Origin of the sequence: Winogradskyella tangerina (assembly GCF_003260205.1) — a bacterium.
Classification (GTDB): Bacteria; Bacteroidota; Bacteroidia; order Flavobacteriales; family Flavobacteriaceae; genus Winogradskyella; species Winogradskyella tangerina.
In genome coordinates, this window is record NZ_QERF01000001.1 from 42177 (window position 1) to 63903 (window position 21727).

The following is a 21727-nucleotide window of genomic DNA, read 5'->3' on the forward strand; positions in this document are numbered from 1 at the left end:
TAGAAATTACATACCTGTTCTGATCGCTTCAACAGGGTCTAATCTCGAGGCGGTTAAGGCCGGAATTACACCAGAAATCAATCCGATAAATGAAGAAATTGTAAATCCTAAAAACACATTCTTTGCAGACAGAATGAACTCAAAATCTTCTGTGACATTGTTTCCAATAAGAGTACCTAACCAAACCATAATTAAACCAAATAACCCACCAACAAGGGCAAGGATTACGGCTTCAAACAAAAATTGAAAAAGAATAAACCTGTTCTTGGCACCTAATGATTTCTGAATACCAATAAGATTTGTGCGTTCTTTCACACTTACAAACATAATATTGGCAATTCCAAAGCCTCCAACAAGCAAGGAGAAACCACTAATTACCCAACCTATGGTGTTCATTGTTCCGATGATACTGTCTATGGCATCTTGTAAACCTGAAATAATATTAATAAAAAACGAATCGATTTCTTCGGGCTTAATGCCTCTTCGATTCCTTAAAATCTGAGTCACATCAGCTTTTAATCCGGCGATATCAGCATCTTCCTTTGGTTTAATAATTACAATATTCTTGAAATTCCTATTGTTGTCACCATAGCGATTTCGAACGTAGTTGGCAGGCAAGAAAATTGAAATATCGTTACTATCACCAAATAAACCTGAACCCTCTTTTTTAACAACGCCAATTACGGTAAACTTTTGTCCATAAATACGGACCTTCTTGCCTATTGGCTCTAAGTTTCCGAATAATGAATTTGCAATTTCAGATCCTATAACCACAACCGGTTTTCCGGCATTAGATTCAGATTCGTTATAAAATCGACCTTTTTCAAACTCTAAATATTGAATATCGGTAAACTCATTAGAAACTACCACAGTGTTAACACTGCTCACCAATTCAGACTCATACCGAATATTCTCTCGTCTTACAAACAACTGAAATGCCACATGTTCAGCATTTTCTAATCCAGCTTTCAGAAATTTATATTCATTATAGGAAATCTCATCAAAGGTCTCATATTTCCATCGAGGCACTTCGGTAGGCCCAAATGAAATATTAGCAACATACATGGTATTACTGTCTAAAGAACTCAGCTGTGATTTAATCTGTTTATCTAAAGAATCAACAGCGGCAAGTACCGCTATAATTGAGAAAATACCAATGGTCACACCCAGTAGTGATAGAAAGGTACGTAATTTGTTGTTTCTTAACGCGTTGAATGCAAATGAGAAACTTTCTTTTAGCAAACGTAAATATAAAAGCATAAGGCATCCTTAAGTGATGCCTAAAGATAAAGGCTTTAGACTATAAGAAAGGTTATAGAATGCTTAAAATATTGAAAAGATTCTTACATCCCAGTTCTGATGGCTTCCACAGGGTCTAATCGCGATGCTGAAAAGGCAGGTATAACTCCCGAAATCAAACCAATTAATGTGGACAAACCAAACCCGAGGAACATGTTACCAAAAGACAATACAAACGTGAAGTCATCTCCGATAAAACTGTTCATAATTAGTGAAGTGATCCAAACAAAGAATAAACCAATTAAACCACCAACTACGGCAAGTATAACAGCCTCAAATAAAAATTGAAACATGATGAAACGGTTTTTGGCACCAAGCGATTTCTGAATTCCGATCAAATTTGTCCGCTCCTTCACACTGACAAACATAATATTTGCAATACCGAAGCCACCAACTAATAGCGAGAATCCTGAAATGACCCAACCAACAAGGTTTAAAGTTCCGATAATAGCATCAATGAATGATACCAGACCCGATAATTTATTAATAAAGAAGTCGTCGTCCTCATCGGCTTTTAGGCCTCTGTAGGCTCTGAATTTTTGGCGAAGCACACTTTCAAAAGCGCCCATATCAACCCCGGCTTTAGGCTTTATAACAACGGCTCCAGGTAATCCATCTGCACCACCATTTCGAAATCTCCTCACAAAATTTGCCGGCACATAACCTTTACCATCTGGCGAATCCCCTAAAGTCGATCCATATTTTTGAAGTACGCCAATGACCGTTAATTTTCTACCGTAAACGCGTACGACTTTACCGATCGGATTTGATGTACCAAATAAATTTTCGGCAAGTTCAGACCCAATAACAATTACAGGTGCACCTGTATCCGATTCTAATTCTGAATAAAATCGACCTTGCCCAATCTTCAAATCATCTATAACATAAATTCCGTGTGAAATAGGTGTTACCTCAACATTACTAACCGTTTCTGCCTGATAGCGAATCGTCTCATTTCCACCGAAAATTACATAGGCAGATTCTTCAATGTCAGGAATATTTCGTCGTACGAACTCATAATCGTCATATTCTGTTTGCGGGAAATTATCACGCTTCCATCTTGGCACCTCCGTCGGACCAAATGAATACTTCGTAAGATACATTGTATTCTTATCGAGACCAGAAAGATTTTCTTTAATATCGCGGTCTAAGGAATCTACAGCCGCCAATACGGCAATAATAGAAAATATACCTACGGTAACTCCTAAAAGGGAAAGAAAGGTCCGTAATTTGTTATTTCTAAGGGCATTAAGCGCAAACGAAAAGCTCTCTTTAAATACTCTTAAATAGACAAGCATGGGTTAGCTAGATTAAATCGATTTAAAGATAGGACGTTTTCAACAGTATATTGTTACAAAAAACTTAAAGAAAGTAATATCTGTAAACCAATAATCATCCTCATTGTTTTATTTTTGCAAAATCAAAATCACAACACATCATTATGAACAACAAAACTATATCCTCGGCACTGATTTCTGTATTTAGTAAAGATGGATTAGAACCAATTGTAAAAAAACTAAACGACCTTAACGTTACAATTTACTCTACGGGAGGAACAGAAAAATTCATCAGAGACTTAGGTATTGATGTTGTTCCGGTAGAAGATGTTACCTCTTACCCATCTATTCTCGGTGGACGCGTAAAAACACTACACCCGAAGGTATTTGGCGGGATTCTTAATCGTCAAAATCACGATGGTGACGTCGCTGAATTAGCGGAGTTTGAAATTCCGCAGATCGATCTCGTTATTGTAGATCTATACCCTTTTGAAAAGACTGTTGCTTCAGGTGCAAGTAATCAAGATATTATTGAAAAGATAGACATTGGTGGAATTTCACTCATAAGAGCTGCAGCCAAAAATTATGCAGACGTTACATGTGTGTCATCCGTTGAAGACTATGCTGAATTTTTAGAATTGCTTAAAGTAAAAAATGGTGAAACTTCTGAAGACGACCGAAAGCGTTTTGCAGCTAAGGCATTTAATGTATCATCACATTATGACACAGCAATTTTCAATTACTTCAACAATCATGAAGAAGCCGTCCTTAAAATAAGCGAAACAAAAGGTAAAGTACTTCGCTATGGTGAAAACCCACATCAGAAAGGCTTTTTCTTTGGTGATTTTGATGCCATGTTTACCAAATTACACGGTAAAGAACTTAGTTATAACAACCTTCTTGATGTTGATGCAGCGGTTAATTTAATCCTCGAATTTAAAGGTGAAGACCCAACATTCGCTATTTTAAAACACAACAATGCATGTGGCTTTGCTCAGCGTTCAACAGTAAAACAAGCCTATGTTGATGCCTTGGCAGGTGATCCTGTTTCTGCATTTGGTGGAATCCTAATTTGTAATTCTGAAATAGATAAAGCCACTGCCGAAGAAATTCATAAGTTATTCTGTGAAGTGGTTATTGCACCGTCATTTTCTGATGAGGCCTTAGACATTTTGAAAGGAAAGAAAAATAGAATTCTATTAATTCTTCACGATGTAGAATTACCAAAAACTACCGTGAGAACTTGTTTAAATGGTGCATTAGTTCAAGAGCGCGATGCTAAAACTGATGTTTTGGAAGACCTGAAAACGGTGACTAACACAGCACCAACTCAAGCTGAACTTGAAGATTTGATATTTGCATCGAAACTTTGTAAGCATACCAAATCTAATACTATTGTTCTTGCTAAAAACAAGCAACTCTGTGCAAGTGGCACAGGGCAAACAAGTCGTGTTGATGCCTTAAATCAAGCCATTCACAAAGCGAAATCATTTAATTTTGATTTGGACGGAGCTGTCATGGCAAGTGATGCCTTCTTCCCGTTCCCGGATTGTGTGGAAATTGCAGATAATGCCGGAATAAAAGCTGTTATTCAACCAGGTGGTTCTATTAAAGATGAACTAAGTATCAACTATTGCAACGACAATGATGTTGCCATGGTGTTTACCGGTACGCGCCATTTCAAACATTAAAATAAAATTAAAAAGAGCATCAATATTGATGCTCTTTTTTTATAAACCTAACATTGATCTAGAACGTTGCCCTAGTTTTTCATAATGCGTTTTACAGATCTATTTCCCGATTCTTGCTCTATAATATTCATAAAATAAGTGCCATTTTCTAGATTAGAAATATCCATAGTCATGCGCGATTCATTTTCGAATTTTGCACTAAGAACACGTTGACCTAACATATTAATGATCTGAATTTCAACAGCAACAGTTCGGTTACCGTTGAAGGCGATATTTACTTTCTCTTTTGAAGGATTAGGAAAAACTTCAAAATCGAATGCTGTTTCAAATTCATCAATGCTTAGGGCATCACAGTCTGTTCCTGTCAATCGTGTAATCGAGATGGGGTTGGATAAATCAAAACACCCTGAAAGATCTGCGACGTTAGTCGCTGTTCCTAGGCCAATATCTCCTGTATATCTCAAATACCAAATGTCACAGATTCCGGCTGGTGCACCTTCTAAACTAAATCCACCTGGTGGAACCGCCGCAGGAGTACCTAAAATATCTCCGGTTGCCTGGTCGGTGATTACCCAAGTTGAACTATCACCAGATAAAATGTTCGTATCAACAAATTCTACATCGATAAGATCATCAGTTCCTTCACCGACACAAATTGACGCTGTCGTATCAGTGGTTCCTGCAATCTGAATAGCACCACCATTAACCGCATTTCTTGATACCGAAATTGGATTCGATAAATCAAAACAACCTGAAAGATCGGCTACGTTAGTTGCTGTGCCTAATCCAATATCTCCTGTATATCTCAGATACCAGATATCACAAACTCCTGTTGGCGCACCTTCTAAATTAAATCCACCTGGTGGGACTGTTGCTGGCGCACCTAATATATCACCCGTTGCTTGGTCGGTGATTACCCAAGTTGAACTGTCTCCTGAAAGCACACTCATATCAACGAATTCAACATCGATAAGATCATCAACACCTTCACCAACACAAATGGTTGCTGTTGTATCTGTGGTTCCTGCAATCTGGATCATTCCACCATTAACTGCATTTCTTGATACAGAAATCGGATTCGATAAATCAAAACAACCTGAAAGATCTGCTACGTTCGTTGCTGTACCCAAACCAATATCTCCTGTATATCTCAGATACCAGATATCACAGATTCCGGCTGGTGCACCTTCTAAACTAAATCCACCTGGTGGAACCGCCGCAGGAGTACCTAAAATATCTCCGGTTGCCTGGTCGGTGATTACCCAAATTGAACTATCACCAGATAAAATGTTCGTATCAACAAATTCTACATCGATAAGATCATCAGTTCCTTCACCGACACAAATTGACGCTGTCGTATCAGTGGTTCCTGCAATCTGAATAGCACCACCATTAACCGCATTTCTTGATACCGATATCGGATTCGATAAATCAAAACATCCTGAAAGATCAGCAACATTAGTTGCTGTACCCAGGCCAATATCTCCAGTATATCTCAGATACCAGATATCACAAACTCCTGATGGCGCACCTTCTAAACTAAATCCACCTGGGGGAACTGTTGCTGGTGCACCCAATATATCTCCAGTTGCCTGATCGGTAATCACCCAAGTTGAACTGTCTCCTGAAAGTACACTCATATCAACAAATTCAACATCGATAAGATCATCAACGCCTTCACCAACACAAATGGTTGCTGTTGTATCAGTAGTTCCTGCAATCTGGATAGCACCACCATTAACTGCATTTCTTGATACTGAAATCGGATTCGATAAATCAAAACATCCTGAAAGATCAGCAACATTAGTTGCGCTTCCTAAGCCAATATCTCCTGTATATCTCAGATACCAGATATCACAAACTCCTGTTGGTGCACCTTCTAAACTAAATCCACCTGGTGGAACCGTTGCTGGCGCACCCAATATATCACCCGTTGCTTGGTCGGTAATTACCCATGTTGAACTGTCTCCTGAAAGCACACTCATGTCAACGAATTCAACATCGATAAGGTCATCAACGCCTTCACCAACACAAATGGTTGCTGATGTGTCAGTGGTTCCTGCTATCTGAATCATACCGCCTTCTGCATCGCAGGAAGACCATGCAGCTGCTGAACCACCATTGGTTGTTGTATATGGTCCTGATCCGGAGACAAAATTACTAGCGTTATCCCAACGCCCTGCGGTTACTGCTTGTCCGACTCTAGGTTGATTTCCAGCGCCCCACTGCACAAAGGCCACTAAAATATTTGGGTCTGAAGATCCGAAGCTATTCGTGCTAAATAGACTTAGACCATCTTGGGCTTCAGTAACGTTGTAGGTTAAGGTTACTGATTCAGCCGGTGATAACATATAATCTCCACTAATTGGAGTTACTGTACCTACACGGACATAAGTTCCAGGCCCCAAACAGAGCCAATAATTATTAATATCTACCATTGACGATCCTGTATTAGTGATCGTTAACACATCGGATACAGGATCAACACTGGTAAAAGTGGCGCCTTGAGCTAAACTAACAAGGCATCCTGTGAAAAAAAATGTAAAGGATATTACAGCCTTTAACATCGTCTTAAATTGTAATTTTTGCTTCATTTTTAATAATGCTTTTTTTGATTTCATAAAATTAGTTTCATGAATTCTCATAAAATGTTAGCCAGCTAACACAATCAGAAAAACTATTTTAACGTGTTGAAATACAGCAAAATGCACTTAAGGTAAGTTTCACCAGACTGCTGAATCAGTTTTAATTAAACTAATACTTGAAGTTAATTGAATTAAGATGCGTTTATATTAAAGGATTTATTACTTTTACGTATTACTTATAACCCAAATTAATTTACAGAACAGCGCATGGGATTTTTTGATTTCCTGACAGAAGAAATAGCTATAGACTTAGGAACTGCAAATACGCTTATCATTCACAATGATAAGGTAGTTGTAGATAACCCTTCTATTGTGGCCAGAGACCGAATTAGTGGTAAGATTATCGCAGTTGGTAAGGAAGCCAATATGATGCAAGGTAAGACTCATGAAAACATCAAAACGATTAGACCACTAAAAGACGGTGTAATTGCCGATTTTGATGCTTCAGAGCAAATGATCAGTTTGTTTATAAAAAATATCCCTGCGTTAAAAAAGAAATTCTTCAATCCGGCATTACGCATGGTGGTTTGTATTCCATCTGGGATAACAGAAGTTGAAATGCGTGCTGTTAAAGAATCGTGTGAGCGTGTTAATGGAAAGGAAGTATACCTCATCCACGAACCTATGGCTGCTGCAATTGGTATTGGAGTAGACATTATGCAACCTAAGGGTAACATGATTGTTGATATAGGTGGTGGTACCACAGAAATTGCAGTAATCGCATTAGGTGGTATTGTGTGCGATAAATCTGTGAAAGTTGCAGGTGACGTGTTTACCAACGATATCATTTACTACATGCGTACACAGCATAACCTTTACGTTGGAGACAGAACGGCTGAGAAAATTAAGATTCAAATTGGTGCTGCAACCGAAGATCTAGAATTACCTCCTGAGGATATGAGTGTTCAAGGTAGAGATTTACTTACGGGTAAACCTAAACAGGTTCAGATTTCGTATCGTGAAATTGCTAAAGCACTTGACAAGTCCATTCTGCGTATCGAAGATTCAGTAATGGAGACCTTATCACAGACACCTCCAGAATTGGCCGCCGATATTTATAACACCGGAATTTATCTTGCTGGTGGAGGTTCTATGTTGAGAGGATTAGATAAACGTTTATCACAAAAGACTGACCTACCTGTTTACATCGCTGAAGATCCGCTTAGAGCTGTTGTAAGAGGAACCGGGATTGTTCTTAAGAACCTTTCAAAATACAAAAGCGTATTGATAAAATAAACAGTAAATAATGCAACAAATCATCAATTTTGTTATACGAAACAAAACGTTCCTGTTGTTTTTTTTACTTTTTAGCATTGCTCTAGCCCTAACCATTCAATCGCATTCTTATCACCGAAGCAAGTTTATAAACTCAGCCAACAGTTTAACTGGTGGTGTTTACAGTATTTCAAATTCAGTAGACGGTTATTTTGGTCTGAAAAAGGAAAACGAAATTCTATCTGAAGAAAATAAGCAGCTTAAGGAAGCACTCTTCAATCTAAAAAATTCAAGCAATGGTGTTACTGTTGATTCTTCGTTTGCAGGTAAGGTTTTCAAAGTAAGAACTGCCGAGGTGTACAAGAATAGTTATTCGCTTACAAACAATTACCTCACCATTAACAAAGGTAAAAACGATAGTATTCAGCAAGATTTTGGCGTGATCACTTCAAAAGGAATTGTTGGTATTATTGATAATATCTCTGGTAATTATGCTACGGTTCTTTCCATTTTAAATAAGAAAAGTAAGATCAATGCAAAATTAAAGTCAACTACCCATAAAGGCTCTTTAACATGGGATGGTAAATCACCTCATTTTACCCAACTTGAAGACATTTCAACTTTTGCACCGGTAAAAGTTGGTGATACCATTGAGACTGGTGGAGAATCAGCTATTTTCCCAAAAGGCATAGGTATTGGCACCGTAGATAGCATCGAAAAAGATATTAGTGGAGACACTTACACACTTCAGGTGAAACTATTTAACGATATGACTAATATCGGTACTATTTATATTATCGAAAATCTCGACAGAGCAGAAATTCTAGACTTAGAGAGTAGTAACAATGAATAGTGTTTTTGGGTTACATAGCATTCGATTCATTGCATTACTTCTGGTACAAGTAGTGATCTGTAGTCATATAAATTTCTTAGGTTATATCAACCCATACATTTATATCATATTTATTTTCTTATTTCCTATTCGGGAAAATCGCTTGGTCCTTTTACTAACTAGTTTCTTACTCGGAATGCTAGTTGATATGTTTTTAGATTCGGGTGGTGTGCATGCTGCCGCATCGGTATTCTTAGCTTACACCAGACCAATACTATTAAAGACATCCTTCGGTATGCTTTATGAGCACCAAAGCATAAAATTTAGTAACACTGAAATAGGAAGTTTAATTACCTACATAACATTTGGCACTTTAATCCATCACTTGGTGTTATTTTCACTAGAGATTTTTAACATCTCTGGCATACTTTTAATATTAAAAAAGACGTTATTCTCCAGTATTTTTACTATAATACTTTGCCTTCTTATCATAATTCTATTTAGTCGCAACAAAAAATGAGAAAACTTCTACTTTTAGCTATAGTCGTACTTGTTGGTTTAACATTTATTGCACGGTTATTCTATCTTCAGATCTATGGTGGTTATGAATACGATGTTTTTGATGATAGCGCAATAAAGAAGGAATACACTTATCCAAAACGGGGTTATGTTTACGATAGAAATGGTAAGCTTTTAGTTGCTAATCAGCCATCTTATGATGTTATGGTTATACCGAGAGAAGTTCAACCCTTAAGTGACGAAGCTATTGAAGAATTTTGTCAACTTTTGAAAATTTCAAGAGAAGATTATGATAAAAAACTAGAACGCGCCAAAAACTATTCTTACAGGATTCCATCACCTTTTGTACCGCAGCTCTCAAAAGCCGACTATGCTGTTCTTCAAGAAAAAATGTGGAAATATGTAGGCTTTTATATTCAAAAGCGGTCACTACGTTCTTACCAAACCACTATTGGTGCGAACGTTCTTGGTGATATTGGAGAGGTGAATCGAAGTATCATACAAAAGCAACCTTACTACAAACTGGGTGACCTTATTGGAAAGCAAGGAGTAGAAAAGACTTATGAAGAAACACTCCGCGGTGTTAAGGGAATAAGTTTTATTCAAAAGGATCGATTTAATAAAGACTTAGGCCCTTTTCAAGAGGGTAAATTAGATACTTTACCCGTTCCAGGAAAAGACATTAAAATAACGATCGACGCCAAGCTTCAGGCTTATGGCGAGCTACTAATGACGAACAAGCGCGGCGGAATTGTAGCGATAGAACCGAGTTCTGGTGAGATTTTAGCCATGGTTTCTGGACCTTCTTACAATCCGAATTTATTAGTAGGTAGAGATCGTTCAAAAAACTTCAGCAAACTATATCGAGACAGTATTGCGAACCCTTTATTCGATAGAGGTTTACAAGCTATGTACCCTCCGGGTTCACCATTCAAAACATTAAATGCATTAATTGCCTTACAGGAAGGTGTTGTTACCACTGAGGATCGCTTTAGTTGTAATATGGGCTATCGTTATGGAAATCGCAAAATGGGATGCCACGTACATCGGAGTCCGGCAAACATGAACATCGGTATTTATGAATCGTGTAACGCTTACTTTGCAAATGTTTACAGACGTATAATTGACAAGTACGATTCGCCTGCTGAAGGCATGGATAATTGGAGTAAGCATGTTAAAAGTTTTGGCTTGGGCAATTACCTCAATAATGATCTTTCTGTAGGACAACCTGGCAAGGTGCCAACGGCGGCAACTTATGATCGCGGCTATGGAAAAAATAGATGGTATACGACCTTTACAATTTCAAATGCCATCGGACAAGGAGAAGTATTGGCTACACCTATTCAGCTAGCTAATATGGCGGCCGCTATTGGAAATCGTGGATATTATTATACACCACATATCATTAAAGAAATTGAAGGTGAAGAAATCCCTGAACAATTTACAACACCTAAAAAAACAACCATAGATAAGCGCCATTTTGAGCCTGTTATTCAGGGAATGTTCGACGTTTATAACAAAGGAACAGCAGACATGTTGCAAGTTGATGGTATAGAAATTTGTGGTAAAACAGGTACCGCCGAAAACTTTGCAATTATTGATAGCGTTAAAACGCAATTAACGGATCACTCAATTTTTGTAGCCTTCGCGCCTAAAGACAATCCGAAAATTGCAATTGCGGTTTTTGTAGAGAATGGCTACTTCGGAAGCCGTTTTGCTGGACGTATGGCAAGTCTTATGATTGAATATTATATTAAAGGTGATATCAGCAGAAAGGATATGGAAAATTTTGTGCTTCGTTATTCTTTAGAGCACGAATACCAAAAGCCTTTTTCAGATGAACCGTTTGGTATAAACCGACAGACCACCTTAGAAGCGATTGATGAAAAGGCGTTTCAGGATTTACTGAAACAAAAAGCAGAAATACCCAAGTCTTAACCTTATGCTTAGAGAAAACCAAAGACGGTTTAAATTTGATTGGCTCACCATAATTCTCTTCTTATTGTTGGTAGGGTTTGGATATGTAAACATCCTTTCAGCATCGCATATTGGTGAAATCACTAGCTATTTTGACACCTCTCAACTTTACGGTAAACAACTCATTTTTATTGGCTTAACATTTGTATTAATTATTCTAATACTTTCGTTTGAAGCAAAATTTTATGAACGGTTTGCGAGTATTATATATCTGGTCGCAATATTGGCATTGCTAGGTCTGTTTGTATTTGGTAAAGATGTCAATGGTGCCAGATCATGGTATGGCATTGGTAGTATGACCATTCAGCCCAGTGAATTTGCCAAGTTTGCCACTGCATTGGCTGTTGCTAAATATATTAGCGATTTGCAAACCAATATGCAAACCTTAAAAGATCAGATACGTGTAGCAGCAATAATATTTATTCCTGCTCTACTCATCTTACTGCAAAACGACGCTGGTAGTACAATGGTGTATTTGGCTTTCTTCTTTGTCTTCTATCGTGAAGGGCTTCAGCAAATCTATCTAATCGTTGCGCTATCCTTGATCGTATTAGCAGTATTAGCCTTAAAATTTGGTATTGTTATAACCGCCGTTGCAACAGCTCTAATTCTAATTGCTCATTATTTTTTAGCCAAAAGGAAAGGAGCCTCAATACTTCAATATATTTTAGTCTTAATTATTGCATCTGGGTTTTCATACGGTGTTAAAATGTTTTATCAGCATGGCCTGAAAGCCCATCAACAAAACCGAATTTCTATTTTCTTGAGATTGGAAAAAGATCCTGTGAAATTAGAACAAATGCGTAAAAGAGAAGCTTATAACCTTATCCAGTCTGAAAAAGCAATTAGTTCTGGAGGGTTGAATGGTAAAGGGTTTATGCAAGGTACCCGAACCACCGGAAAATTTGTACCCGAACAAGAAACTGATTATATCTTTAGTACAGTTGGTGAAGAATGGGGATTCATCGGAAGTAGTGCTGTCGTCATTTTATTTGTACTTCTCATTATCAGGATCTTATATCTCGCTGAAGCTCAGAAATCACAATTTAGCCGCGTTTATGGATATGGCGTTGCCTCCATACTCTTTATTCACTTTACGATAAACATCGGTATGGTTATGGGGTTAATTCCAACTGTTGGTATACCACTTCCATTCTTCAGTTATGGTGGCTCCGGACTTTGGGGTTTCACAATTTTACTTTTCATTTTTGTGAAGTTAGATAGCAATAAAATCAACGAATGGTAAAAAAAGACTGCCCGATATGAAAGGCAGTCTCTTATTGTAATAGTTACGTTTTGCTATTAATTACTATTAACCAATATTTTTTGTCGTAAACGTTTCAGACATAATAAAAAAGAAGACACCAAGCACAGGTAAAAACAACAATAATACTAACCAGACTATTTTACCCTTAAGATTCTTCTGTGACCTAAGCACAACAATACACAGAAGTAGAATAATTAGTATGTAACAACCTATGAAAAAATTTACCAATCCTGAATCTACCAGTGTCATGGTGTCTCTACATTTTAACTTACATTACACGATAACCATTACTAACTCCCTTTTAGTTCCGTGTAATGTAAGTTGCTCAATATGTTACTGTCCCTGACCAAGAGAGTAACCTCTTACGCCATCGAACGTATATAAATTTTCAGTTTTAATAGCGTCTATATCGTGCTCCATAGCCGCCTGTAATACTTCAATAATTTTTCTTTTTGACAATTCTTTCCCATCTTTCGCAGAGTATCTGCATCTCCAATGGTCTGTGCAAAAGGTCTCTTCAAAACCATCTGGCCAAACCTTTATTCCTCTATTAGTGATCATGGAGAGTTCTAACTCATCATTATTTAGTTTTTGAAGTTTTTCTGCGAGAATGTTAGCATCATAGCCATGCCAATCCACAAACAGATCTACTCCTACTACTTTTTTATCTTTTGAAGGTTTTCTTTGGTACTTCGGAAGAATTAATGGAGTTCTATCTTCGAAAATTACCTCTGGAAGTTGCTTCGGCTTTTGACCTAAATTTTGAATCACCGCTTCAGCAAATTCTTTGGTTCCAACGCGTCTTGTACTCATTATTGGGTCGTAAATATCGTTGGTATGAACACCATCCTCGATGGTTTTGAGCCATGCATTCTGAATTTTTTCGGCAACATCACTCTGACCGATATGATTCAGCATCATAACCGCACCATTGATTAATCCTGAAGGGTTTGCAATATTCTTACCGGCAATATCAGGAGCCGAACCATGTATAGCTTCAAACATAGCGCACTCTTGTCCGATGTTTGCTGATCCTGCTAAACCTACAGAACCTGTGATTTGCGCAGCGATATCAGACATGACATCACCATATAAGTTTGGCATTACAATAACATCAAAATCTTCTGGAGAGTCCGCTAATAAAGCAGCACCAATATCTACAATCCAGTGTTCGTTTATGATATCTGGATAACGCGAGGCAACCTCATCAAATACCTGATGGAATAACCCATCGGTCTGCTTCATAATATTATCCTTGGTGAAACAAGTAACTTTCTTTCTGCCGTATTTCTTGGCATACTCAAAAGCATAGGTTACAATTTTTTCACAACCAGGACGACTGATCAATTTCAAACATTGAACCACCTCATCGGTTTGTTGATGCTCAATACCTGCATAAAGATCTTCTTCGTTTTCTCTAATGATTACCACATCCATATCTGGATGTTTGGTAGTTACAAATGGATGTAAACTGCGACATGGTCTTACATTAGAATATAGGCCTAATGTTTTTCGCATCGTAACATTCAAACTCTTGTATCCACCTCCTTGTGGTGTTGTAATTGGCGCTTTTAGGAGCACTTTATTTCTTCTGATGGTGTCCCATGCTTCATCTGAAATTCCGGTAGAATTACCAGATAAATACACTTTTTCACCAACTTCGATTTCCTCGAATGTTATGTCGGCACCTGCTGCAGAAAGAATATTGAGTGTAGCGTCCATAATTTCTGGACCTATACCATCACCTTTTGCCAAAGAAACTTTTATCATAATTGCGTTTTTAAATTGTTATACAAAGATGATATTCATTTTCTATATATTTTTATATATGTTTCTTATGATATATATAAACAACATTTATAGAAAACGTTTTCGTAGCAGGTAAATACTAAGAATTTGACTGTTTGAAGCCAGATTTGACTTCAATTATTTTAAGAAATTTTAACTAATTAAGGCTTTCTAAACTGGCTTTGATCGTTTCAATTTTAGCCAAGGCATCAGCTTCTTTTTTCTTTTCAGAAGCTACCACTTGCTCCGGGGCATTGTTTACAAAACGTTCGTTAGATAGTTTTTTCTGAACAGATCTTAAAAAACCTTCAGTGTAATTTAACTCTTCCGTAAGTTTTTTAATTTCAGCTTCAATGTCAATACTTCCGGCCATCGGAATGAAATACTCATTCGATTTAACACGAAACGTTAGAGCACCTTCAACGGCTTCATTTACATAATTATAGCTTTCAAGATTACCCATTTTTGAAATCACCGCATCGAAGGTAGATTTTACACCTTCGTTATTAACTATCGAAAAATCTATGGCGTCTTTAAAAGCGATGTTCTTTTGCTTTCTAATATTCCTAATACCTGAAATGACTTCAGCAGCAAATTCGAACTCAGCAATTAGTTCTTTATTAATATCCGTTGCTGCTGGCCATGCCGACACAATTAGTGCGTCTTCTGGCGAACGCTCCTCAATAAACTGCCATATTTCTTCAGTTAAGAATGGCATAAACGGATGAAGAATTTTTAAGTTATTCTCAAACAATCGAATCACATCCTCGTAGGTTGTTCTGTCAATTGGCTGTTGATATGCTGGCTTTACAATTTCTAATAACCATGAAGCAAAATCATCCCAAATCAATTTATAAGTGGCCATTAAAGCGTCACTAAGTCGATATTTACTAAAATGATCTTCAATTTCAGCTATGGTTTGTTGGAATTTAGATTCGAACCAATCGATAGCGATCTTGCTAGAGTTGGGCTGTTCGATGTTTTCATCGATATTCCAACCTTTAACTAGTCTGAAGGCATTCCAAATTTTATTAGCAAATTGTTTCCCTTGCTGGCACAACGCTTCATCGAACATTAGATCATTTCCAGCGGCAGAACTGAGAAGTAAGCCTACTCTAACACCATCTGCACCATAAGCTTCAATTAATTTAAGTGCATCTGGAGAATTACCTAATTGCTTACTCATTTTACGACGTTGCTTATCGCGCACTAAACCAGTGAGGTACACATTTTCAAACGGACGTTTGCCTTTATATTCGTAACCTGCAATGATCATTCGCGCTACCCAGAAGAATAATATATCTGGCCCTGTAACGAGATCGTTAGTAGGGTAATAATAATTGATTTCGTCGTTTTCAGGATGACGAATGCCATCGAATACGCTCATTGGCCATAACCAAGAACTAAACCACGTATCGAGAACATCGGCATCTTGTTTTAAATCTGAAACTTTTAGTGATTCATTTCCTGATCTCTCCTGAGCCATTTTCAGGGCATCTTCAATGGTTTCAGCAACTACAAAATCTTCCTTTCCATCACCGAAATAATAGGCAGGAATCTGCTGTCCCCAGAAAAGTTGACGAGAAATATTCCAATCGCGGATGTTTTCCATCCAATGGCGATATGTGTTTTCAAACTTTTTAGGAAATAACTTCACATCACCAGTTTTAAGAACCGAATCTAAAGCAGGCTGCGCAAGGTCTTTCATTTTTAAAAACCACTGATCACTCAAACGTGGTTCAATGATGGCCTTAGTACGTTCAGAAATTCCTACTCGGTTATTATAGTCTTCGATCTTATTTATATGACCGAGTTCTTCAAGTTCTTTGACGATGCCCTTACGAACAACAAATCGATCTTGCCCTTCATAGTGAAGTCCATAGCTATTTAGTGTGGCGTCTTCGTTAAAAATATCTATCACTTCTAACTGATGTTTCTCACCTAACACCTTATCATTTTCATCATGTGCTGGGGTTACTTTTAAGCATCCTGTTCCGAATTCAACATCAACGTAATCATCCTCAATGATTGGGATTACGCGATTACAAATCGGTACAATTGCTTTTTTACCTCGTAAATTCTGATGTCTAGGATCTTCAGGATTGATACAAATTGCGGTATCACCAAGAATTGTTTCAGGCCGCGTGGTTGCAATAGTTAAAGTATCATCTGATCCCTCGATCTTGTAATTAACATAATAGAGCTTCCCTTGTTTTTCAACATACTCAACTTCCTCATCAGAGAGTGTTGTTTTGGCCTCGGGATCCCAGTTTACCATTCTGTAGCCCCTGTAAATCATTCCTTTATTGTAGAGATCAACAAATACTTTGATCACAGCTTCCGACATATCGTCATCCATAGTGAACTTAGTACGATCCCAGTCGCAGGAACATCCTAGCTTTTTAAGCTGCTCTAAAATAACACCGCCATACTCTTCCTTCCATTCCCAAGCGTGCTTTAAGAATTCTTCGCGAGTGAGGTCATTTTTGTCAATTCCTTCAGATTTTAGTTTGGCTACAACCTTTGCTTCAGTCGCAATAGACGCGTGGTCTGTTCCTGGTACCCAACAGGCATTTTTACCCAACAACCTTGCACGTCTTATTAATACATCTTGAATGGTATTATTAAGCATATGCCCCATATGAAGTACGCCCGTTACATTTGGTGGAGGAATTACGATTGTATACGGCTCTCTTTCATCTGGAGTAGAATGAAAATAGTTGTGCTGCATCCAGTAGTCATACCACTTTTTCTCAACTGACAAGGCGTTATATTTAGAAGGGATTTCCATGTTTTGGTATTGTTTTTGCTAAGTAACTGACAAAAGTACTTATATTTCTTTTTTTGAAAAATTATTAGTTGGTTATTCTATCTTAAAAAGCACTAAATACTGTTAAATGAAGTGTAATACATCTAATTAATTTTGAGGAGACTAAAAAAGTAAGTAGTTTTGATTATCAATTAAAAACTTAAATGATGAAAAATTTAATAGTTATTTTATTTGTTGGAATCTTCAGTTTAGGCGCGTTTGCTCAAGAAAAGAAGGTAGCGAAAATTGAGTTTAAGACTGATGTTATTGATTATGGAACCATTGAAAAAGGATCGGATGGCGTAAGAACATTTGTATTTACCAATACTGGTAATGCTCCATTAATAATCTCTAGTGTAAAATCTACTTGTGGATGTACCGTACCAAAGAAACCAAAAGGGCCAATTATGCCTGGTGAAACTGGTGAAATTGAGGTTAAATATGATACCAATAGAGTAAACCCAATTAGAAAAACAATTACAGTAATTTCTAATGCTGAAACTCCAACTGTTGCACTTAAAATTAAAGGACTAGTTGTAGACCCTGATAAATCGAGTGTATTAGAAAAGAAAGAAAAAAGTATGATTGAGCAGTAAAAAACTCAGTCTAATTAAAGTATAATGAGCTCTCAATTTGAGGGCTCATTTTTTTTGAATGCATTATCTAATTTAAACTTGAAAGACATTGGCTTACCTTCTCTTTCGACCTTTACCCTAATAGTGCTTCCTGTCTTTCCATGTAAAGTCCTATTGATCACGGGTAGCTTAAAATTGTAGGCTTGTTTACCATTTATTGTAATTAATATATCGCCTATTCTTAAACCTGCTTTGTACGCGTTGGAGGACTCACGCAATTCTACGATACGATAAATAGGTTTTAAAACCATGGTATAATTGTACGATAAGTCTATCTGTACAGATTTATTTTTATTCTGAATTCCCCAATCATTACCTGAAGGCAATTTTATGCGTTCTTTCACAAACATAGTTCCATTATGCTCTAATACAATACCGCTATTATTGTATGTAAAAGCATCGTTGAAATTAGAATTTTTCTTGAGATGTAATTGTTGATTCTGATAATCGAAAAAGAGATTAAAACGCTTCAAAATGTTACCACCTAAACTGCCATTTCTATCTTTATAGGTCTTGGCAATAACAATTGACGCAGAATCTGGATAAGCAACGTTAACCTGTTTCAAATTGAAATTACTGAGATTAAAGTTCTTAATCTTTGATCGTTTGCCATAAACAGAACCACTTAATCCTTTCCCTAAATAATCACGAAAGAACAAACTATCATTAGGCATCAGACCTTTCTCTTGGTCTTCAAACAGCCAAAGTGCATCACTACTACCCGTATCAATTAATAATTTAATATCCTTTATATCATTATCAATATCAACCTTAGCTTCAATAAATGGTTTTTTATTGTAAATCTCCATCGGAATTGTTTCCCACTTTTTTGAAGACTTTTTCTTGAAAGCACTTGGTTTATGCAATCGGATATACTTAGAGTTATAATTAATCTCTACCACAAAATCCTTGAAGATATCATAGCCAATTATTCCGTGAACCAAAACGCCCAATCGTGGTGTAAAGTCGATAGATTTATCAAAAACCACATAAAGGTCTTGGTTCGGATTGATGGCCTCACCAAGTCTAAACTTATTATTACCAGATTTCAATGCTTCAATCTGGCCATCACCTCCTAAACCATGTAAATAAAAGGTTTTCGCATTTTTAAGACCTAACGAATCTTTATTACTCAAATTAAAAAGTATAGGTTTACTCACGCCCGTATCTAACACAAATGAGAGTTTCACATCATTGATCTCAATAGGAATGATCATTAGGTTGCTTACAAATTCAAAATTGATTTTACTTGTAGAATTACTATTCAAAATAAATCCTCCTTGGGCAATAATTTGAGAAGAAAATAAGCCTAAAAAGAGCAGTATTATATGTCGTGCAAAAAACTTCAAAACACTTTGTATATAAAATGAATTTACGAATCTTTATTCGACTATGTATTTAAAGTGTAATTTTTTTAATAAACTTTAAGAAATTTCAGAAATTTGCATTCTAAAACGATAACAATGCCAAAGATCTCAAGTAAAGGTTTTGAAATGCCCGAATCGCCAATTCGAAAATTGGTACCCTATGCAGAAGAAGCTCATAAAAACGGAAAGACCGTATATTACCTCAATATTGGTCAGCCCGATATAAAAACACCAACCATAGCTCTCGATGCTATCAAAGCGAGTAATATAGAAGTTTTGGCGTATTCGCGTTCGGAAGGATCTGAATCTTACAGAATGAAAATTGCTGAGTATTACGATCGTAATGGCATTGCCCTTTCACATAACGATATCATAGTAACAACTGGCGGTAGTGAGGCTTTATTGTTTGCCTTCGGAAGTATTATGGACCAAGATGATGAGATCATTATTCCTGAACCTTTTTATGCCAATTACAATGGATTTTCAACAGCTTCAGGGATTAATGTAGTTCCAGTAATATCGAAGATTGAAAATAACTTTGCATTACCTCCAATTGAAGAATTTGAAAAATTAATCACACCCAAAACAAAAGCCATCCTCATTTGTAATCCAGGAAACCCAACAGGTTATTTGTATTCAAAAGAGGAAATAAAAAAACTAGCAGCAATTGTTAAGAAACACGATCTATTCCTTATTGCAGACGAAGTTTATAGAGAATTTGTGTACGACGGTATTTCACATTACTCAATTCTTGAAGAAGCAGGACTAGAAGAACACGCTATCGTTGTGGATTCTGTTTCAAAACGTTACAGTATGTGTGGCGCTAGAATTGGTTATTTAGTTTCAAAAAATAAAGAGGTTATAAGTACAGCTTTAAAATTTGCACAGGCACGTTTAAGCCCACCAACACTAGCTCAGATTGCCAGTGAAGCCGCCTTAGATACACCTCAGAGTTATTTTGACGATGTAACCAACGAGTATGTAAAGCGCCGAAATATCCTTATTGAAGGACTAGAAAATATTCCAGGTGTAAAGGTTGCCAAACCAAATGGAGCTTTCTACTGTATTGCAGAATTACCTGTAAAAAATTCTGATGACTTTGCAAGGTGGTTGTTAGAATCGTTTGATTATGATAATAGCACCGTAATGGTTGCACCAGCCGCAGGGTTTTACTCCACTCCTGGTGTCGGATTGAATCAAATCAGAATTGCATATGTTTTGAATGAAGAGCGCCTTAAAAAAGCGATTAAAATCTTAGATGAAGCTCTAAAAGTTTATAAGGACTAATGATTGAAGAAAACGTTTCTTTAAGGCCTTACAACACCTTCGGTATTGATGTTAATGCAAAATCATTTTGCAATATTTCTTCGGTCGAAGCACTTAAGATTCAACTACGCGAACATCAAAACCAACCACTTTTTGTTTTGGGCGGTGGAAGTAATATGCTACTCACCAAAAATATTGAAGCCCTGGTATTGCATATTAATATTAAGGGAATTGAAGTTGTCGAAGAAACAAATGAAACCGTCCTAATTAAAGCAATGGCCGGTGAAAATTGGCATGAGTTTGTACTTTGGTGTCTTGATCATAATTATGGCGGTATTGAAAATCTGTCGTTGATCCCCGGAAATGTAGGTACAGCACCTATTCAAAATATTGGTGCTTATGGTGTTGAGCTTAAGGACGTTTTTGTGAGTTGTGAAACCATAAGAATTAAAGATCAAGAATCAGTAACCTTCACTAAGGAAGATTGTCAGTTTGGCTATAGAGAATCTATTTTCAAACAAGATTTAAAAGGTCAATATATTATTACAAGTGTTACCTTCAAATTAACCAAAACGAACCACAAGCTTCATACAGATTATGGTGCCATTAAGCAGCAGCTAAAAGATTCCAATATTGATTCACCATCAATCCGTGATATTTCAAATGCAGTCATTGCCATTAGACAAAGCAAGCTCCCCGACCCAAACGAAATTGGTAATAGCGGTAGTTTTTTCAAAAATCCAGTTATAAGCAAATTACAATTTCAAAAGCTACAAGAAAACTTCCCGAAAGTGCCGTCTTACAGCGTTTCAGAAGACCTTGTAAAAGTACCCTCAGGATGGCTCATTGAAAAAGCTGGCTTTAAAGGGAAGCGCTTCAATAACTATGGCGTACACAATAAACAGGCATTGGTTTTAGTTAATTATGGCGGTGCTAAAGGCAGCGATATATATGATTTAGCACTATTAATTCAAAAAACGGTAAAACGAATTTTTGATATTACCATAGAAACCGAAGTGAATATAATTTAACAAGTCGTAAGGCTTTTAAGTTAAGTCCTTTTGTTTCTTTTGTATTATAGTATATTTACCCTAATAAATAGTTTTCTAAATTTTAAAAATTACAAAAGCGACTTCCTAT

15 protein-coding genes are annotated in these 21727 nt (G+C 36.8%); 8 read left to right on the plus strand and 7 right to left on the minus strand.

What is annotated here, in order from left to right:
- Positions 1-6: 6 nt before the first annotated feature.
- Positions 7-1260: an ABC transporter permease gene (locus DDY94_RS00215; RefSeq protein ID WP_111682017.1), complete on the minus strand. Its 1254-nt coding sequence runs from the start codon at positions 1258-1260 to the stop codon at positions 7-9.
- A gap of 83 nt (positions 1261-1343) precedes the next feature.
- Positions 1344-2597 carry an ABC transporter permease gene (locus DDY94_RS00220; RefSeq protein WP_111682018.1) on the minus strand — a complete coding sequence of 418 codons (1254 nt, stop codon included), beginning with the start codon at positions 2595-2597 and terminating at the stop codon, positions 1344-1346.
- Between the two features lie 143 nt (positions 2598-2740).
- Here DDY94_RS00220 and purH point away from each other — a divergent pair, with 143 nt between their 5' ends.
- Positions 2741-4267, plus strand: coding sequence for a bifunctional phosphoribosylaminoimidazolecarboxamide formyltransferase/IMP cyclohydrolase (purH, locus tag DDY94_RS00225; protein WP_198658891.1), 1527 nt, complete (start codon positions 2741-2743; stop codon positions 4265-4267).
- Positions 4268-4338: 71 nt separating this feature from the next.
- Here the strand turns inward: purH and DDY94_RS00230 are convergent, their stop codons facing one another.
- Positions 4339-6888 (minus strand): T9SS type A sorting domain-containing protein, encoded by a 2550-nt coding sequence (locus DDY94_RS00230; RefSeq protein WP_157957203.1) that lies wholly within the window; start codon positions 6886-6888, stop codon positions 4339-4341.
- A 231-nt stretch (positions 6889-7119) separates the two neighbouring features.
- Here DDY94_RS00230 and DDY94_RS00235 point away from each other — a divergent pair, with 231 nt between their 5' ends.
- The 4 genes from DDY94_RS00235 (at position 7120) to rodA (ending at position 12701) form a co-directional block, all read left to right on the plus strand.
- A complete protein-coding gene (locus tag DDY94_RS00235; protein ID WP_111682021.1) occupies positions 7120-8148 on the plus strand; it encodes a rod shape-determining protein in 1029 nt (342 codons plus the stop codon).
- A 55-nt stretch (positions 8149-8203) separates the two neighbouring features.
- Entirely contained in the window at positions 8204-8980 is a 777-nt protein-coding gene (gene mreC, locus DDY94_RS00240) for a rod shape-determining protein MreC (RefSeq protein ID WP_317047164.1), read from the plus strand.
- Between the two features lie 495 nt (positions 8981-9475).
- The gene (gene mrdA / locus DDY94_RS00250; RefSeq protein WP_111682024.1) at positions 9476-11416 is read left to right on the plus strand and encodes a penicillin-binding protein 2; all 1941 of its coding nucleotides are present in this window, start codon (positions 9476-9478) and stop codon (positions 11414-11416) included.
- Positions 11417-11420: 4 nt separating this feature from the next.
- Complete coding sequence (gene rodA / locus DDY94_RS00255; RefSeq protein WP_111682025.1) at positions 11421-12701, plus strand: rod shape-determining protein RodA; 1281 nt, start codon at positions 11421-11423, stop codon at positions 12699-12701.
- 66 nt (positions 12702-12767) lie between these two features.
- Here the strand turns inward: rodA and DDY94_RS16335 are convergent, their stop codons facing one another.
- The 3 genes from DDY94_RS16335 to DDY94_RS00270 all read right to left on the minus strand — a co-directional run bounded on the left by DDY94_RS16335 (position 12768) and on the right by DDY94_RS00270 (position 17301).
- On the minus strand, positions 12768-12971 hold the full coding sequence (locus DDY94_RS16335; protein WP_111682026.1) for a PLDc N-terminal domain-containing protein: 204 nt from the start codon (positions 12969-12971) through the stop codon (positions 12768-12770).
- Positions 12972-13055: 84 nt separating this feature from the next.
- A complete protein-coding gene (locus DDY94_RS00265) occupies positions 13056-14492 on the minus strand; it encodes an NADP-dependent isocitrate dehydrogenase (protein WP_111682027.1) in 1437 nt (478 codons plus the stop codon).
- Between the two features lie 175 nt (positions 14493-14667).
- On the minus strand, positions 14668-17301 hold the full coding sequence (locus DDY94_RS00270; RefSeq protein ID WP_111682028.1) for a valine--tRNA ligase: 2634 nt from the start codon (positions 17299-17301) through the stop codon (positions 14668-14670).
- 185 nt (positions 17302-17486) lie between these two features.
- On the opposite strand from DDY94_RS00270, the gene DDY94_RS00275 reads away from it, so the two are divergent.
- The gene (locus DDY94_RS00275; RefSeq protein WP_111682491.1) at positions 17487-17915 is read left to right on the plus strand and encodes a DUF1573 domain-containing protein; all 429 of its coding nucleotides are present in this window, start codon (positions 17487-17489) and stop codon (positions 17913-17915) included.
- Between the two features lie 32 nt (positions 17916-17947).
- On the opposite strand, the gene DDY94_RS00280 is transcribed toward DDY94_RS00275, so the two are convergent.
- A complete protein-coding gene (locus DDY94_RS00280) occupies positions 17948-19303 on the minus strand; it encodes an aspartyl protease family protein (protein ID WP_111682029.1) in 1356 nt (451 codons plus the stop codon).
- A 114-nt stretch (positions 19304-19417) separates the two neighbouring features.
- Between DDY94_RS00280 and DDY94_RS00285 the strand changes: the two genes are divergently transcribed.
- Both DDY94_RS00285 and murB read left to right on the plus strand, forming a co-directional pair.
- The gene (locus DDY94_RS00285) at positions 19418-20608 is read left to right on the plus strand and encodes a pyridoxal phosphate-dependent aminotransferase (RefSeq protein ID WP_111682030.1); all 1191 of its coding nucleotides are present in this window, start codon (positions 19418-19420) and stop codon (positions 20606-20608) included.
- On the plus strand, positions 20608-21618 hold the full coding sequence (gene murB, locus DDY94_RS00290) for a UDP-N-acetylmuramate dehydrogenase (protein ID WP_111682031.1): 1011 nt from the start codon (positions 20608-20610) through the stop codon (positions 21616-21618). The genes DDY94_RS00285 and murB overlap by 1 nt, the downstream gene beginning before the upstream one ends.
- The last annotated feature ends 109 nt before the right edge of the window (positions 21619-21727 follow it).